The sequence below is a fragment of the Burkholderia sp. AU45251 genome, assembly GCF_030482905.1.
In the GTDB taxonomy this organism is placed as follows: Bacteria; Pseudomonadota; Gammaproteobacteria; order Burkholderiales; family Burkholderiaceae; genus Burkholderia; species Burkholderia aenigmatica.
The window spans coordinates 274,551-290,740 of the sequence record NZ_JAUJQH010000007.1 but is presented as its reverse complement, the minus strand read 5'-3'; the positions used below and the strand labels follow the sequence as shown (position 1 = coordinate 290,740).

The 16,190-nt window shown below is 66.8% G+C and carries 20 protein-coding genes; 9 read left to right on the top strand and 11 right to left on the bottom strand.

From position 1 onward, the window contains the following. Positions 1-667, bottom strand: a 667-nt coding sequence (locus tag QZM67_RS17715; RefSeq protein WP_301805377.1) for an ABC transporter ATP-binding protein, incomplete at its 3' end; no start/stop codon positions are given. Between the two features lie 168 nt (positions 668-835). Between QZM67_RS17715 and QZM67_RS17710 the strand changes: the two genes are divergently transcribed. Further along, entirely contained in the window at positions 836-1,015 is a 180-nt protein-coding gene (locus QZM67_RS17710; RefSeq protein WP_301805344.1) for a hypothetical protein, read from the top strand. Positions 1,016-1,177: 162 nt separating this feature from the next. Here QZM67_RS17710 and QZM67_RS17705 read toward each other — a convergent pair whose 3' ends face one another. From QZM67_RS17705 to QZM67_RS17695, 3 genes are all read right to left on the bottom strand, one after another. Continuing rightward, entirely contained in the window at positions 1,178-1,645 is a 468-nt protein-coding gene (locus QZM67_RS17705) for a nucleoside deaminase (RefSeq protein WP_175022801.1), read from the bottom strand. Between the two features lie 106 nt (positions 1,646-1,751). Continuing rightward, a complete protein-coding gene (gene cynS, locus QZM67_RS17700; protein ID WP_301805339.1) occupies positions 1,752-2,222 on the bottom strand; it encodes a cyanase in 471 nt (156 codons plus the stop codon). A 30-nt stretch (positions 2,223-2,252) separates the two neighbouring features. Further along, positions 2,253-2,912 (bottom strand): carbonic anhydrase, encoded by a 660-nt coding sequence (locus QZM67_RS17695; protein ID WP_301805336.1) that lies wholly within the window; start codon positions 2,910-2,912, stop codon positions 2,253-2,255. A 113-nt stretch (positions 2,913-3,025) separates the two neighbouring features. Here QZM67_RS17695 and cynR point away from each other — a divergent pair, with 113 nt between their 5' ends. Further along, the gene (gene cynR / locus QZM67_RS17690; protein WP_301805330.1) at positions 3,026-3,922 is read left to right on the top strand and encodes a transcriptional regulator CynR; all 897 of its coding nucleotides are present in this window, start codon (positions 3,026-3,028) and stop codon (positions 3,920-3,922) included. Positions 3,923-4,007: 85 nt separating this feature from the next. Next, the gene (locus tag QZM67_RS17685) at positions 4,008-4,463 is read left to right on the top strand and encodes a DUF3304 domain-containing protein (protein ID WP_301805327.1); all 456 of its coding nucleotides are present in this window, start codon (positions 4,008-4,010) and stop codon (positions 4,461-4,463) included. A gap of 51 nt (positions 4,464-4,514) precedes the next feature. Here QZM67_RS17685 and QZM67_RS17680 read toward each other — a convergent pair whose 3' ends face one another. Beyond that, on the bottom strand, positions 4,515-4,718 hold the full coding sequence (locus QZM67_RS17680) for a hypothetical protein (RefSeq protein WP_301805325.1): 204 nt from the start codon (positions 4,716-4,718) through the stop codon (positions 4,515-4,517). Between the two features lie 34 nt (positions 4,719-4,752). Continuing rightward, the gene (locus tag QZM67_RS17675) at positions 4,753-6,072 is read right to left on the bottom strand and encodes a DUF3422 family protein (protein WP_301805321.1); all 1,320 of its coding nucleotides are present in this window, start codon (positions 6,070-6,072) and stop codon (positions 4,753-4,755) included. Positions 6,073-6,233: 161 nt separating this feature from the next. Between QZM67_RS17675 and QZM67_RS17670 the strand changes: the two genes are divergently transcribed. After that, positions 6,234-7,109 (top strand): LysR family transcriptional regulator, encoded by an 876-nt coding sequence (locus tag QZM67_RS17670; protein ID WP_006485479.1) that lies wholly within the window; start codon positions 6,234-6,236, stop codon positions 7,107-7,109. Here QZM67_RS17670 and QZM67_RS17665 read toward each other — a convergent pair whose 3' ends face one another. From QZM67_RS17665 to QZM67_RS17655, 3 genes are all read right to left on the bottom strand, one after another. Further along, positions 7,110-7,670, bottom strand: a complete 561-nt coding sequence (locus tag QZM67_RS17665) for a hypothetical protein (RefSeq protein ID WP_301805315.1) — start codon at positions 7,668-7,670, stop codon at positions 7,110-7,112. A gap of 141 nt (positions 7,671-7,811) precedes the next feature. Then, positions 7,812-8,162, bottom strand: coding sequence for a hypothetical protein (locus tag QZM67_RS17660; RefSeq protein WP_175022812.1), 351 nt, complete (start codon positions 8,160-8,162; stop codon positions 7,812-7,814). A 463-nt stretch (positions 8,163-8,625) separates the two neighbouring features. Beyond that, complete coding sequence (locus QZM67_RS17655; protein WP_301805312.1) at positions 8,626-9,546, bottom strand: LysR family transcriptional regulator; 921 nt, start codon at positions 9,544-9,546, stop codon at positions 8,626-8,628. A gap of 326 nt (positions 9,547-9,872) precedes the next feature. On the opposite strand from QZM67_RS17655, the gene fae reads away from it, so the two are divergent. The 4 genes from fae (at position 9,873) to QZM67_RS17635 (ending at position 14,477) form a co-directional block, all read left to right on the top strand. Beyond that, positions 9,873-10,397: a formaldehyde-activating enzyme gene (gene fae / locus QZM67_RS17650; RefSeq protein WP_301805310.1), complete on the top strand. Its 525-nt coding sequence runs from the start codon at positions 9,873-9,875 to the stop codon at positions 10,395-10,397. Between the two features lie 41 nt (positions 10,398-10,438). Next, the gene (locus tag QZM67_RS17645; protein WP_301805307.1) at positions 10,439-11,461 is read left to right on the top strand and encodes an aldo/keto reductase; all 1,023 of its coding nucleotides are present in this window, start codon (positions 10,439-10,441) and stop codon (positions 11,459-11,461) included. A 62-nt stretch (positions 11,462-11,523) separates the two neighbouring features. Continuing rightward, positions 11,524-12,975, top strand: coding sequence for an NAD-dependent succinate-semialdehyde dehydrogenase (locus QZM67_RS17640; RefSeq protein WP_301805304.1), 1,452 nt, complete (start codon positions 11,524-11,526; stop codon positions 12,973-12,975). A gap of 167 nt (positions 12,976-13,142) precedes the next feature. Further along, positions 13,143-14,477 (top strand): MFS transporter, encoded by a 1,335-nt coding sequence (locus tag QZM67_RS17635; RefSeq protein WP_301805375.1) that lies wholly within the window; start codon positions 13,143-13,145, stop codon positions 14,475-14,477. 160 nt (positions 14,478-14,637) lie between these two features. Here the strand turns inward: QZM67_RS17635 and QZM67_RS17630 are convergent, their stop codons facing one another. Together QZM67_RS17630 and QZM67_RS17625 are read right to left on the bottom strand one after the other, a co-directional pair. Continuing rightward, on the bottom strand, positions 14,638-14,937 hold the full coding sequence (locus tag QZM67_RS17630) for a type II toxin-antitoxin system RelE/ParE family toxin (RefSeq protein WP_301805373.1): 300 nt from the start codon (positions 14,935-14,937) through the stop codon (positions 14,638-14,640). Further along, positions 14,934-15,191, bottom strand: coding sequence for a type II toxin-antitoxin system ParD family antitoxin (locus tag QZM67_RS17625; protein ID WP_011356420.1), 258 nt, complete (start codon positions 15,189-15,191; stop codon positions 14,934-14,936). The genes QZM67_RS17630 and QZM67_RS17625 overlap by 4 nt, the downstream gene beginning before the upstream one ends. A gap of 227 nt (positions 15,192-15,418) precedes the next feature. Here QZM67_RS17625 and QZM67_RS17620 point away from each other — a divergent pair, with 227 nt between their 5' ends. Next, positions 15,419-16,138, top strand: coding sequence for a hypothetical protein (locus tag QZM67_RS17620; protein ID WP_301805301.1), 720 nt, complete (start codon positions 15,419-15,421; stop codon positions 16,136-16,138). Positions 16,139-16,190 lie beyond the last annotated feature (52 nt).

Below are 16,190 nucleotides of genomic sequence, written 5' to 3'. Positions count from 1 at the left end.
TGCCTTCGCTCATCACCGCGAGGCGGCTGGCCATCGTCATCGCCTCTTCCTGGTCGTGCGTGACCATCACGCAGGTCACGTCGACCTTCTCGATGATGTTCACGAGTTCGAGCTGGGTCTTCTGGCGAATCTTCTTGTCGAGCGCGGACATCGGCTCGTCGAGCAGCAGGAGCTTCGGGCGCTTGACCAGCGAACGGGCCAACGCGACACGCTGCTGCTGGCCGCCTGAAAGTTGATGCGGCTTGCGCTGCGCGTACTTGCTCATCTGCACCAGCGCGAGCGCATCGGCCACGCGCTCCTTGATCTCGTGCTTCGGCGTGCCTTCCTGCTTCAGGCCGAATGCGACGTTCGATTCAACCGTCATGTGCGGGAACAGTGCGTACGACTGGAACATCATGTTCACCGGACGGCGGTACGGCGGCAGCGACGCAAGATCTTCACCGTCGACGAAGATCTTGCCGGAGGTGGCCGTCTCGAGTCCGGCGAGCATGCGCAGCAGCGTCGACTTGCCGCAGCCCGAGCTGCCGAGCAGCGCGAACAGCTCGTTCTTCGCGATGGTCAGGTTCACGTTGTCGACGGCCGTGCTGTCGCCGAATTTCTTCACGACGTTTTCGATGCGCACGAACGCGTCGTTCGGCTTGAGCATGTCCGTCGCGGGGCGATGCATCGCATCAGGTGTACTAAATGAATCCCGTTTCATGATGGTCCGTTTTAAGCAGGTAAGGGAATCTCAGGCGTCAGGCGCAACCGGTCGGGCGGTCGGACGGTCGCGCGGTGCTGGCGGAGAGGAATCGAGCGATTCCTCGTCCGGAACGAATGGCGCAACGAAACAGGTGTGGGGGAACGCACGGCGATCGGCATCAATCAGTCGCGACCGGCCGGGGTCGCCGCGCTGCCTGTCATCGGGATTTCATCGGTTTTCATCGGGCTTTCCGCACGTTTCTGTCGTCTCCAGTGCGAATTTTTAAACCCGTCAAAAACCTTTTGGATCGCGGATTTCCGTTCCGGACATTGAACAGGATCGATGTTTGGGGAGGTGGAAAAACGGGGGCACGAGCCAGCCCCGAGCAGCAGCGCGGGCGCCCGGCGGCACGGGCGCCGCCGGGTAAAACGGAGGGTGGGGAAAACGAGCAGCCGGGCGGCTGCCACGCGCGGCCGGTGCGCCGCGCGGATCACGTCACTTCGCGTTCAGTTCCTTCCAGCGCCGGTAGACCTTGATCGCATCGCCGTGCTTCTGCTGCACCATCGGCAACCGGCGCTCGTCGATCGGCTTCGCATATTCGGCATAGAACGTGTCGAGCTCGAAATACCGGCGGTCGTCGCGGTAAAACGGCGCGTAGTCCTCACGCGTCGTGATGTAGATCACGCGCTTCGGGCTGCAGTAGTACAGCGAGCCGAGGCACATCGGGCACGGGCTCGCGAGAATGTAGATCTCGCAGTCGGTCAGGTGCTCGGTGCCGAGCTTGCGGCACGCGTCGCGCACCGCGAGGATCTCGGCGTGCGCGGTCGGGTCGCTCGTCTGCGCGACGAGGTTCGGGCTCTCCGCGACGATCTCGCCGTCGCGGACGATCACCGTCGCGAACGGGCGGCCGCCCTCTTCCACGTTCTTCATCGCAAGATCGATCGTGCGTTTCACAAAATCCATGGCTGCGTCCTCGTTGAAACGGAATGGCGGGCCGTGCGCCGGCCGGCAGCCGACGCACGTCGGGCGGAAACCTGCGCGGCACCGCTGCCGCAGCGCCGCGCGGGCGTCAGAACGGCTTGGTCGGCAGGTACTTGCCGTCGAGCGTGATCACCGCGCGCGACCCGCCTTCGGGATCGTCGACCTTCTTCACGTCGAGCCGGAAATTGATCGCGCTGATGATGCCGTCGCCGAACTTCTCGTGAACGAGTGCCTTCAGCGTCGTGCCGTACACCTGCAGCATTTCGTAGAAGCGGTAAATGGTCGGGTCGGTCGGCACGCGATCGTCGATGCTGCCGCGCAGCGGGATCGTCTGCAGCAGCAGCACCGCGTCGTCGTCGAGGCCGAGCTTGTCGGCGACGCTGCGCGCCGCGTCCGCCGGCAGCGCATGCTGGCCGAGCAGCGCGGCCGTCACGAACGCTTCGCTCAGGCCGGTGCCTTCGGTGAGCTGCGCGAACGACAGGTTCTTGCGCGCCTTCGCGAGCACGACGGTCTCGGCAAGCGCGTGGCGGGCGGTCTGGCTGAACTGGGACTGGATCATGGCAATTCCTCGTGGTGGGGTGGGAGCAATTCAGGCCGCGACGGGCAGCGTCGCGGGCGTCGCGCGGACCTCGGGATGGTCCGCCAGGGAGACGAACCGGCCGGTCGCGCCGTCATGGGCGTCGATGCAGCCCGATTCGATGTCGTAGACCCAGCCGTGCAGCGCGAGCCGCCCTTCTTCGAGCGCGAGCCGCACGGCTGGGTGCGTCTTCAGGTTCGCCAGTTGCGCGACGACGTTCTCGCGCACCATCGAGTCGATCCGCTCGCGTTCGCTGCGATGCGTGCGCGCCTCGTTCACGACCCGCGCGGAATCGGCGTAGCGCAACCAGTGGCCGACGGCCGGCATGTGATCCATGCACTGGCAGGTGGCAATCGCGGTCATCGCGCCGCAATCGGAATGGCCGCAGATCACGATGTCGGTCACGCGCAGCGCGGCCACCGCGTATTCGACCGATGCCGACACGCCACCCGGCTCGGGGCCATATGAGGGCACGATGTTGCCGGCATTGCGAATCACGAACAGGTCGCCCGGTTCGCGCTGCGTGACGAGTTCGGGCACGAGCCGGCTGTCCGAGCACGAGATGAACAGCGCCCGCGGATTCTGGCTGCGCGCGAGATCGCGGAACAGCGCGGCGCGTTCCGGATACGCATCGCGCTGGAACTTCAGGAAGCCTTCGATGATGTCCTTCATCGCGTGTTCTCCGGTGCAGGTGAAATCGATGAAGGGCAGGTTACGCCGCACTTCCAATAACGTAAAAGACTGATTTATGATCCACCGGATAAGCAAGACTTATAGGAACCGCCATGCTGCTGCGCCATATCCACTACTTCCTGGCCGTCGCCGAGCATCGCAGCTTCACGCGCGCGGCCGCCGCGCTGCATGTGTCGCAGCCCGCGCTGTCCCAGCAGATTCGCCAGCTCGAGGAGACGCTCGGCGCGCAACTGTTCGACCGCACCGGGCGCGTGACGCGGCTGACCGACGCCGGCGACGTGTATTTCCGCTATGCGCGGCAGGCGCTGCACGATCTCGCGGAAGGCCGGCGCGCGATTCACGACGTGCAGGATCTGAGCCGCGGCGCGCTGCGGATCGCGGTCACGCCGACCTTCACGAGCTATCTCGTCGGGCCGCTCGTCGAGGCGTTTCACGGCCGCTACCCGGACGTGTCGCTGTCGGTGCGCGAGATGTCGCAGGAGCGCATCGAGGCGCTGCTCGTCGACGACGAGCTCGATGTCGGCATCGCGTTCGACGAGGTGCAGACGGCGGATATCGAAGCGCAAACGTTGCTGGTCGAAACGCTCGCGCTCGTCGTGAGCCGCCGGCATGCGCTCGCCGCGAAACGCAAGGCCGGGCTGCGTGCGCTGCACGATGCGCCGCTCGTGCTGCTGACGGCCGAGTTCGCGACACGCGTGCAGATCGACCGCTATTTCCGCGAGCACGACGTGCGGCCGCGCGTATCGATGGAGGCCAATTCGCTGGGGGCGGTGATCGAGATTGTGCGCCGCACGAACCTCGCGACGCTGCTGCCCGCGACGATCGCGACCGGGCACGACGATCTCGTCGCCATCGCGCTCGATCCAGCCGTGCTGCGGCGCACGGCCGTGCTGCTGCAGCGCAAGGGCGCGTACCGGAGCGCGGCCGCGCGCGCGTTCGTCGAACTGGCGTTGGCCCACGGCGCGGAGCCAGTCAGGCGCGCGCGATGACCTCGGCCACCGGGGCGCGCGTCACGCGCCCGGGCACCGCCAGCAACCGTTCGTCACAAACGATTCGAATCACGGGAACATCGACATGTCGAACCTGATACGCCGCATGACGCTCAACCCGCTTGCCATCGCAACGCTGCTGGTCGGTGCAGCCTGGTGGGTCCATGCACAGACGCGCGCCGACGGCCCGTATCGGGTCGTGGGATTCAACTACACCGATCGTGGCGTCTACAGCTTCGTAGTCGACGGCTTCGGCGCCGGCAGCATGCACGCGCGCCAGTTTGGCGGCGGGGGCGGCACCGTGTGCTGCATGAGCGTGCCACGCGGCAAGAAAACCTGGCACGTGAGGATCACGTACGATCTGACGCCCGACGAAGACGCCCGGAACCAGGCGCCTGAAGTCGTCGAAACCGACGTCGCCGTGCCGGCATTGCCGAACCGGCACGACGGCTATATCGAGTTTCATTTCCTGCCCGGCCGCCAGATCGACGCCCGATGGGTCGCGTACCCGACGATGCCGCGCATGCGCGCCAGCGATTGACCGGGCAGCGGCCGCGTGCGGACGCCACGCGGCCGGCGTTGCGTCAGTTCGTCAGTTGTATCCGAGAATCGCCACCGCCGCGACGTCCGGCCGATCGGTCGTATTCCCGACGAGCGACGTCATCGGCTCCTGCAGCACGGCCTGATACGACGTCACGCGCGGCGCTTCCGGCGCGCCCGGCTCATCCAGTGGCGGTTCGTCGAACGCGGCATCGAAACCACTGTAAAACCTCGGTTGTGTCTGCGAAAAAGTCATCTCCACTCCTTTATCCGATCATGTTTTTGATGTTCTAACCAACCTGCTTCAAGACTGCCGCCTGCACCGGCGCACCGTCATGTGCGGCCTCCGATCGCGCCAGCTGCGCGCGCGTGCGCCGCGTGATGTGAATCACCGCGAACACGACCGGCGCGATCAGCAGGCCCTCCGCCAGTTCGGGATCGACCGGCAGGTTCATCACGTGCAGCGCCTTGAACGCCGCCGTCGCGAGCGACAGCACGTAGTACGAAATGGCCGCCACCGACAGCCCTTCGACCGCGTGCTGCAGATGAAGCTGATTGCGCGCGGTGCGCTCCATGCCCGCCAGCAGGCGTGTCACGTCCTTTTCCTGCGCGAGATTCACGCGCGTGCGCAGCAGGTCGACCGCCCGCGCGATCCGCGCGGCGATCTGCTCGTGGCGCGCCCATACGCTGCGGCAGGTTTCCATCGCCGGCGCGAAGCGCCGCTCCATGAATTCGGCGATCGTCGGCATCCCTTCGATACGCTCCTCGCGCAGCTCGTGGATACGCGCCAGCACGAGCTTTTCGTACGCACGCGACGCGCTGAAGCGCGCGCCCGATCCCGACAGCGATTCGACCCGCACCGCGAGATGCGTGAGCTTGACGAGCAGTGCCGTGTCGTCGCCGTCGGCGCCGCTCGCGTCCATCCGCTGCATCAGCGTGTGCAGCGCCGCGTGGATCTCGTCGAGCTCGCGGCTCATCCGGCGCGCGACGGGCAACGCCAGCAGCGCCATCATCCGGTAGGTTTCGATTTCATACAGGCGCTGCAGCAGCCGGCCGCCCTGCTCCTCGCGGAAATCCTCGTCGACGACGAGAAAGCGCATGAAGCCGTCGTCGCGCACATGCCAGTCGCAGAACACCTTGCCGCCGCCGAGCACGTTGCTGCCGACGAGCGCGGGGCCGTCGATCCAGCGGCGCAGGTCGCCGCAGACGAGCCGCGCGGCGTCGCCCGTCAGCAGCTCCATGCGCACCGCGACGAAGCGGATGCCGGCCAGCCGCGCGAACCACGCGGCCGGTATGCCTTCGATCGCGAGATCGTCGAAATAGCCGGTGTCGCGACGCGGTGCGACGAACGTGAAGGTCGAGAATTCGGTGTGGCGTTCCCACTTCAGGTGCCAGCCGCTCGGCGACTGCACCGCGTAGTGCGTCGCGCCTTCGTGCGGGGCGGCGATACCGGTATCGCGGCACAGCGCGTGCAGCAGCGTTTCGTGGATGTCGGGCTGGCCGTCCGCGTAGATCGCGTAATGCGTGAGCGACACGGCTTCGGCGAGCCGCAGGAACGGCCGGGCATGCAATTCCGCGGCCAGTGCGGCGCGCAACGGATGGTCCATCATCGATACCCCACGCTTTCCTGTTCAGTCCTGCACGCCGGGTTGACCGGCCGGAGCGCCGCGCCGCCCTCGGGCGAAACGTCAGCGTGAGCTCACTATGGCAGACACACAGCAACAATAAAAACGCATAATGCTGATCGTTACGTTCAGTTTTCCTGATACCCATGAAGATGCTCGATCACGACGTGCTGGCCACCGTCGTCGCCGTCGCGGAGACCGGCAACATGACCCGCGCCGCCGAGGCCGTGAACCGCTCGCAGTCGGCCGTGAGCATGCAGATCAAGAGCCTGGAAGACGCGATCGGGCGGCCGCTGTTCGTGCGCAAGCCGCGCAGCATCGTGCTGACGCGCGAGGGCGAGGTGCTGCTGGGATTCGCCAGACGAATGCTGGCGCTGCGCGACGAGGCGTGGGCGGCCGTGGTGCGGCCGGAAGTGACCGGCAAGGTCGTGATCGGCGTGCCGGACGACTATGCGTCGTCGCTGCTGCCGTCGGTCCTGAAGAAATTTTCGGCGACCTACCCGAAGGTCGAGATCCAGGTGATGGGGCTGCCGAGCAGCGCGCTCGCGCCGCTGATCAAGGAAGGCACGGTCGACCTCGTCTGCGGCACGCGGATCAAGGGGCTGTCCGGCGATTTCATCCGCCACGAGCCGATGGCGTGGGCCGCGATGACGAACGGGCCGCGCGTGTGGGAAGAGCGGCCGCTGCCGATCGCGGTGTTCATGCCGGGCAGCGTCGCCCGCGAGAACGCGATCCGCAGCCTCGAACGCGCGAAGGTGCCGTACCGCACCTCCTATGAAAGCCCGAGCCTGCTCGGGCTGCTCAGCATGGTCGAGGCCGGCCTCGCGGTCGCGCCGCTCGCGCGCTGCGCGATTCCCGCGCAACTGTCGATGCTCGGCCGCTCGCACGGGCTGCCCGACCTGCCGCCGCTCGAGCTGATCCTCGCGCGCAGCACGAAATCGAAGCGGCCGCCGTGCGACTTTCTCGCCGAACAGCTGATGGAGGACCTGCAGCGCCAGACCGGGCAGACCGGCGACGCGTGATCAGCGCGTCGCGCCGAATCCGGCCGCGCCCAGCGCCGCGTTGACGTTCGCGGCCACCGCATCGACGAGCGCTTCCAGCGTATCGCCGCGCACCTGCGTGCGTTCCGGTGCGACGTGCTCCGTGCGTTGCCAGCCCCACTGCGCACCCGACGCGACCGACAGCGTCGCGCCGAAGCGGTTGCCGTGGCGGCGGCCGAAGGTGCTCACGCGCCGCTCGGCCACATAGTCCTGTTCAGGCAGATACAGCCGGATCTCGACCGCGACCTGACCGGGATCGTTGACCCGCGCGGCCGGGTTGACCGTCGGCGCGAACACCTTGCCGATCCGCCAGGTCACGCAGGTTTCCCACGCCGCGAGCGGCCCGCCGGCCGCGTCGACCCGTTCGGTGTCGACCGACCATTGATGCCCGTCGGGCACCACGATCGCCTGATGCAGCAGCACTTCGGCCACCCGCACCGTCGTCACGAGCTGACGCGCGAGTTGCTGGCCCGACGGCAGCGACGCCGTCCGGACGCGGCGGCTTTCCGTCCGCGCGACATGTACTGCTTCCATGAGGTCCATGACCCCTCCGTATTCAGGATCGGCGCCGCGCACGCGATGTCGCACGCATGTCCGCCGTCTGTCGACGGACAGCACGGCGACCGGTAATCGGGCGGCGGATCGGACAAGCCATCCAGGAACGCACAACAACCGTTCCCCGGTTCACCGCGCCTTCGGCCCGATGCGCAAGCGGCGCGCGACCGGCCCGATCACCGCATCGGCCTGCTGCGCGATCAGCATGTGCAGCGTGAAATCCAGGTCTTCCGGCGCGATGTCGAAGTGCACGTGAACCACGTCGCGCACGGCGCGCGCACTGACGACATACACGCCGAGCGGGGAATGCAGCAGCGCCGCGAGGCGGGCGTGCGCGTGTTCGCCGGAGTCGGCCGTCAGCGTGACGGGCAACTGCAGGCGCGGGCGCGGCGGCGGGAATGGAATGACGTTGTTGCGTGTGCCGGCGCGCAACTGGCGGCCGGCGACATTGAAGGCGGGAACGGGATGAATGAAGGTCATGGAGCGGACGGAAGCCGTCTCGGCTGTTCGACACATCCCCAGCTTAGAAGAGACGGCATAAACGTCGTGCAAAAAAACGCGGCGGCGGTGCAAAAAACGGCATGGGGGGACATGACACGTCACCGGCTGGTGGCTGGTGGCTGATGGCTGATGGCTGGTGGCTGGTGGCTGGTGGCTGGTGGCTGGTGGCTGGTGGCTGGTGGCTGGTGGCTGGTGGCTGATGGCTGATGGCTGATGGTTGGTGGCTGATGGCTGGCGGCTGATGGCTGGCGGCTGATGGCTGGCGGCTGATGGCTGATGGCTGATGGCTGATGGCTGATGGCTGATGGCTGATGGCTGGCGGCTGGCGGCTGGCGGCTGGCGGCTGGCGGCTGGCCGCGCAATCGTCATGCGCGCGCGGCGGTCGCGCGCCACGGCTTGCGTGAACCACGGCTGCGCTACGGTCGCGCCTGCGTTCTTCCCGTTACGCCGCGAACGCCTCGAGCGACGCGCGCCGCCGCTCGTCGACCATCGATTCGATCAGCGACACGAGATCGTCGGTCAGCGGATCGCAGATACCTGGCGAACGATGCAGTTCGAGATCGGCCGCCGGCAGCGGCGGCAGCCCGTCCTTCTCGTCAAGCACGCGCCAGTTCTCGGGCAGCGTGCAGCGGTCGATCATCGTCACGGCCGCGCCGTGGTTCACCGCGATCTTGATGCCGGTCGGGCTCTGGCTCGTATAGACGACGTGATACGGCCGCTCGGCCGTCGCCAGCGCCTGCAGCCCGCGCTGCCGGTAGCAGCACGTCTCCGGAAACAGCGCGAGCGGCACCGACGCCTGCGGATCAAGCGCGAAATCCCGGTGCGCGGCCCATACGACGTCGTGGCGGCCGAGCAGCCGCCCGCCCGCGTTCGGCCCGTGCCGCACGACGAGCGCGACGTCGAGCTCGCCGGCCTGCAGCCGTTCGAGCAATTCGAGCGACGTGCGGCAATGCACGTGAAAGCGCGCGCCCGGCCGCATCGCATAGAACGACTTCAGCAGGTCGGGCAGCCACAGCTCCGCGTAATCCTCGGGCAACCCGAAGCGCACGACGCCGCGGTCGCTGCTCGCCTGCTTCAGCGCGAGGATCGCGTCGTTCTGCACCTGGATGATCCGGCGCGCGTGAATCAGGAAATTCTCACCGTCGCGCGACAGCTCGAGCCGCCGGCTGTTACGCATGAACAGGTGCGTGTCGAGCCGTTCCTCGAGCGTGCGGATGCGCAGGCTGATCGTCGATTGCGTGCGATGCAGTTGCCGGGCCGCCGCGGTGAAGCCGCCGCTCTCGACCACCGCGACGAATGCCCGGATCAGCTCCGGATCGAGCGAACTGAGCTTCGACCAATCGGGCCTTTGAATGGCAGCCATCGGAATTACTCGCTTTCGAAAAAAGAAGGGAAGACGAAAGATAGGGCTCGGAGTACGCCGATTGTTGTCCAGATGCGCTCGGCGCTCCAACCCCTGCCCGGGTATGACAAACCCGGAGCCGGTACGCGAATGCCCACCCGCCGATCCCGCCCCGCCCGCCGTCACGACAACGGCCGAGGCCCGCCCGGCGGGCATTCGCGTGCCGGGCCCAGGGCTTTCCCGGAGACGACGAAAACTCATAGCCCGATCAGAAAACATCGATTCACCGGCCGTGCCGCGGCCCACCACAATCGCCTCACACCCAACCTCATCGACGAGACACCGCAATGACCGCATCCCAACCCAGGCAGCTTTACATCGGCGAAGGCTTCGAAGGCCCCGGCGTCAACCTCGCGCACATCAACGTGCTGGTCGGCCCGCGCAACGGCCCGGCGGGCCAGGCGTTTGCCACCGCACTCGCGACGCCGTCGGCCGGCCATGCACCGTTCGTCGTGATCGCGCAGCCTGGCGTGCCGACCAAGCCGCTCACGCTGTACGTGAACAAGGCGCAGATCGCCAGCGATTTCCACGGCAATGCCACCTGGGGCGCATCGCAGGCCGGCATCGCGAAGGCCGTGGCCGAAGCACTCGAGAACGGCACGCTGCCGCCCGAAGCGGAGAACGACTGGGTCGTCGTGTCGGCGAACTGGGTGAACCCGCAGACCGACGATCTCGACGCCGTGTTCGAGAACAACTATCGCGCGTGCCGCAATGCGATCGTCGCCGCGATGGAAGGGCTGCCGCATCGCGACGCGGTGTTCGCCGCCGCACGCGACGTGTCGAACCCGTTCTACACCCCGAAGAAACACTGACGACGACAAGCGGCCGACACACGGCCGCACCTGGAGGAAACATGGAATACGTCCGCCTCGGCCAGTCCGGCCTGAAGGTGTCCCGCCTGTGTCTCGGCACGATGAACATGGGCACCCCCGAATGGAAGCCCTGGATCTTCGATGAAGCGCAGAGCGAGCCGATCGTGCGCCGCGCACTCGACGCCGGCGTGAACTTCATCGATCTCGCGGATTTCTATTCGACGGGCGTCGGCGAGGAAGTGGTCGGCCGCATCCTGAAGCGCAACGCGCGCCGCGAGGAGCTCGTCGTGACGACCAAGGTCGGCTACGACATGGGCAGCGATCCGAACGCGGGCGGCCATTCGCGCAAGCACGTGCTGGACGGGATCGACGGGTCGCTCAAGCGTCTCGGGATGGATTACGTCGACATCTTCATGCTGCACTTCTTCGACGTGAACACGCCTGTCGAGGAAACGATGAGCACGCTGCACGACATCGTGCGGGCTGGCAAGGCGCGCTATATCGGCGTATCGACGATGTACACGTGGCAGTTCGCGAAGATCATGCAGGCCTGCGAACGAAATGGCTGGGACAAGCCGATCAACATGCAGCTGCAGCTGAACCTCGCGTATCGCGAGGAAGAGCGCGAGATGGTGCCGTACTGCATCGACCAGGGTGTCGGCGTGTCGGTGTTCAGCCCGCTCGCGCGCGGCCTGCTCACCTGTGAGCCGCAATCGACGCGCAACCAGACCGACTTCTTCACCGCGCAGATGTACGGCGATGCGTCGTCGCTCGCGATCGCGGAATCGGTCGCGAAGGTCGCGAAGCGCCGCGGCGTGCCGCCCGCGCAAATCGCCCAGGCGTGGGTGCTGAGCCGCCCCGGCATCGCGAGCATGCTGGTCGGCGCGGATTCCGTCGCGCAGTTCGACAGCGCGCTCGGCGCGCTCGAAACGCAGCTCACCGAAGAAGAGCTGCACGAGCTGGAACGCAACTACACGCCGTGCGACCTGATCAACGACTACACGGCCGGCAAGCGCATCGCGCGCGCGTCGCGTCCGGCGCAAGGCAGTTTCGCGGCGGACTGAAGAACCGAGGCACTGAAGCACTGAGGCTCCGAGGCTCCGAGGCACTGAAGGAACGACACACAATGAACGAATTTCTGAGGACCGGCCATTACATCGGCGGTGAATGGCACGACGCGCACGGCGCGAGCGACGCGACCTACGCGGTGCTGAATCCGGCGACCGGCGAAACCATCGCGAAGGTGGCGAAGGGCGGCGCCGACGACGCGCAGCGCGCGATCGACGCCGCCGCGCGCGCGCTTCCGGCATGGCGCGCGCTGACCGCCAAGGAACGCGGCGCCCGCGTGAAGCGCTGGGGTGAGCTGATGCTCGAACATCGCGATGCGCTCGCCGAGCTGCTGACGCGCGAGCAAGGCAAGCCGCTCGCCGAAGCGCGCGGCGAAGTCGCGTACGCGGCGAGCTTTCTCGAATGGTTCGCGGAAGAAGCGAAGCGCATGTATGGCGACGTGATCCCGAGCCCGAAGCCGAATGCGCAGATCGTCGTCACGCGCGAACCGGTCGGTGTCGTCGCAGCGATCACGCCGTGGAATTTCCCGCTCGCGATGATCACGCGCAAGGCCGGCCCCGCGCTCGCGGCCGGCTGCACGATGGTGCTGAAGCCGTCCGAGGAAACGCCGCTGTCGGCGTTCGCGCTCGCGGTGCTCGCCGAGCGTGCGGGCGTGCCGGCCGGCGTGTTCAACGTCGTGTCGGGCGACGCGGTGGCGATCGGCGAAGCGCTCACGCATTCGTCCGTCGTACGCAAGCTGTCGTTCACGGGCTCGACGCGGGTCGGCAAGCTGCTCGCGAAGCAGTCGGCCGACACGCTGAAGAAGCTGTCGCTCGAACTCGGCGGCAACGCACCGTTCATCGTGTTCGACGATGCCGATCTCGATGCGGCGGTCGAGGGCGCGATCGCGTCGAAGTTCCGCAATACCGGCCAGACCTGCGTATGCGTGAACCGCTTTCTCGTGCAGGACGGCGTATACGACGCGTTCACGCGCAAGCTCGCGGACGCCGTGCGCAAGCTGCGCGTCGGCAACGCGCTCGCGGGTGAAGTCGACCAGGGGCCGCTGATCAACGCGGCGGCGCTCGGCAAGGTCGAGCGGCACGTGGCCGACGCCACCGCGAAGGGCGCGCACGCGCTCACCGGCGGCAAGCGTCACGCGCTCGGCGGCACGTTCTACGAGCCGACCGTGCTGACCGGCATGACGGCCGACATGCTGATCACCGAAGAGGAAACCTTCGGCCCCGTCGCCGGCTGCTTCCGCTTCGCGACCGAAGACGAAGCCGTGGCCGCGGCCAACGACACGCCGTTCGGGCTGTCCGCGTACTTCTACACGCGCGACCTCGGCCGGGCATGGCGCGTGTCGGGTGCGCTGGAGAGCGGGATGGTCGGCGTCAACGACGGGATCATCTCGACCGAAGTCGCGCCGTTCGGCGGCGTCAAGCAGTCGGGGCTCGGCCGCGAAGGCTCGAAGTACGGTCTCGACGAATACGTGGAACTCAAGTACACGCTGATGGCCGGCCTCGGCCGCTGACCACCGGCCGCTCCCCGCGGTCGATCCGCGCCGCGCGCCGCCCGGCCGCGCGGCGCCTCGCACGGCGCGTGCGGCGGCGTTCCGCCCGCGCGCGCCGCTGCACGCCCGATAACAATCCAGGAGGCAGCTTGACTCAAGCCAACGTTCCATCCGGCACCGCGCGCGCATTGCCGCTGTCGCGTGGCGCCGATGCGCCGCACCGCCCCGTCGCGCTCGACGACGTGCCGCTCAACCGTTTCCACGTGAAGATCGCGGGCCTGACGTTCGGCGCGCATTTCACCGAAGGCTACACGCTCGGCACGATCGGCTACGCACTGGCCGCGCTTGGCAGGCAGATGCCGATCGACGCGTTCTGGATGGGGATGATCGGCAGCTCGGCGCTGATCGGCATCTTCTTCGGCAGCCTCGTGTTCGGTTGGCTGTCCGACCGGATGGGCCGGCAGAAGATCTTCCTGACGAGCTTCGTGATCATCACGGCGGCCGCATTCGCGCAGTTCTTCGTCACGTCGCCGCTCGAACTGTGTGTGCTGCGCGTGCTGATCGGCTTCGGGATGGGCGGCGACTTCACGGTCGGCCATGCGATCCTCGCCGAATTCTCGCCGCGCAAGCATCGCGGCGCACTGCTCGGTTCGTTCAGCGTGATCTGGACGATCGGCTATGTCGCCGCGAACGTGCTCGGCCTCGCGTACAGCGACGCCACACCCGATGCATGGCGCTGGCTGCTCGCGTCGGCTGCGTTGCCCGCGCTGATCGTGCTGGTGCTGCGGATCGGCACGCCCGAATCGCCGCGCTGGCTGCTCGGCAAGGGTCGGGAGAAAGAAGCGCGTGCGATCGTCGCGAAGCATTTCGGGCCGCACGTCATGCTCGACGGTTCGACCGAGCCCCATGCGCATGGCGGCTTCGCGCGGCTGTTCCAGCGCGACCTGATCCGCCGCACGGTTTTCAACTGCGCGTTCTTCGTGTGTCTCGTGATTCCGTATTTCGCGATCTACACGTTCCTGCCGACGATCCTGAAGACGATCGGCCTCGCCGAAGGTTTCGGCGCCGACCTGCTGCTGAACGCGTTTCTCGTGCTCGGCGCGCTGATCGGCATCTGGCTGACGATCCGGCTGTCGCGGCGCGGCTTCCTGATCGGCTCGTTCGCGGTGACATGCGCGTCGCTCGTCGCGCTGGCGGTGCTGCCGTCGTCGGCGGCCCTCTCGATGATCGTCGCGTTCGCGATCTTCACGCTAACGATGTCGGCGTTCAGCAACCTGGTCGGCGTGTTCCCGCCCGAGTGCTTTCCGACCGAGGTGCGCGCCAGCGGCGTGGGTCTCGCGATCGCGTGCAGCCGGCTCGGTTCGGCGATCGGCACGTTCCTGCTGCCGGCCGGCATCGCGACGCTCGGCTTTCACGCAACGATGTTCGCGCTCGCGGGCGTGCTGCTGGCGGGGATGATCGTGTCGATCGCGTGGGCGCCCGAGACGAAGCATCTGACGCTGGAGGAGGCGTCGGGGCATTGACCAGGGTGGCGGGTTGCGTGACCGCCTGCTTTATTGCTTACGCTCAAGCGCTTTCGCATCGACCCACCGCCGATACGCCGCGGCAATGCTGCGCTCGATTCGGACGAACCCGGCAGGCCGGGTTCGTTCATTCCGCGCGCGAGGCGATGCGCACGTTCGCTCAGAACAGGATCGACGCGTAGTCCCGCGCGCCGTGCAGGACGTGAAGAATGTCGATCCGCGTCGGCGGCTCGCCGACGACCCGATAGAAGATCTGGCAGTTGCCGTACACGCGGTGCCGCACGCCGTGACGCTCGAAGCGCGGCACCAGCGGAAACGCCAGCGGCATCGCGACCAGACTCAGGCAGTTATCGCGAATCTCCCGCACGAATGTCACGGCACGTTGCGGGTTGTCGCGTGCGATGTAATCCGCGATCGCTTCGAGTTCGGCAATCGCAAAATCGGACAGGCGCACGGTCAGGCCTGCCGATCCGCCTGGGCCCGATACTTCGCCTCGAGACGATCGAAGACTTCCGCCGCGTCGGCGCCGCGTCCGGCTTCCGCATCGGACAGGCTGCGCGCGATCACCGCGTCCAGTGCATTCAGTTGCGCTTCGCGATCCTGGATCAGACGTACACCTTCGCGTAGCACTTCGCTCTTGGATCCGTAGCGCCCCGATTCGACCAGCTTCGCGACGTAAGTCTCCAGTTGCTGCCCCAGTTCCGCGCTGATCATGTCGCCCTCCCGACCGGATTGAATTCGATCCATCAAGCGTATCCCGGTTATCAACTATTATCAACAAAACGATCTCCAGGCGGATCGGCGTGAATGCTTTCACGACCGATCGGGCGGATGGACGGAACGGGACGCGCATCAGGCAGGCGGCTGCGGCGCCGGCCTTCATCCGGTTTTCGCGTTCACTCGTGTAGCCTTACCGGACCCTCACCGCGCGGACACCGATCATGATTGAAGACATCGTCACGCCACAACCCAGCCTGAAGGTCTACCCGTCCGACACCGACGTGTTTGCCGAGCCCGGTTCGGCATTGGCGCGCCACCTGCATCCGCTCGTGTCGATCGACCTGTCGGCGGTCAATCCGTCGTGGGAGGGCTGGATCCACCTGCTCAGCCCCGTCGAACCGTACGACGGGCTCGTCGGGCAGGACACGACCGCGTACCACAACGACTATCTGCGCGCGAACTGGATCGGGTTCCGGCTCGACGACAACAACCGCTACACGCTGCTCGGCGACCTGCGCTACTTCTATCTGGAAAACCCGCCCGGCGCGCATGACGCGGGCTATCGCGAGGAACTGGAAGCGCACTACGCCGAGCAACAGGCCAGCATCGAAACCGCGCGCCAGCGGTTCGCCGAATACGGCGTGCTCTACTCGTCCAACCAGTACGCGCCGGACGAGCGCGATTTCAGCCAGGAAAAGCCGTGCAACCTGATCGACCAGCTCGGTGGAACGGTCGGCTGGGGCAACTGGTCGGGCACCTCGGATTTTCCGATCGACGACAGCGATCCCGACAACATCCGGCCGATCGGCCCCGACGGTGCGCGCTTTCGCTTCGTCGCCGGTGTGACGGGGTGGGAATATCGCGCGATGGGGGCGGACTGGATTCTGCTGTTTTACGAGCCGGTCAGCCGCGTGGCGCTGCTGACGTTCGACTGGTCGTAACGCGGGCGGGACGGGGCGGCCGCTCCGTCTCGTGATTGGCCGTTTGGCGGAC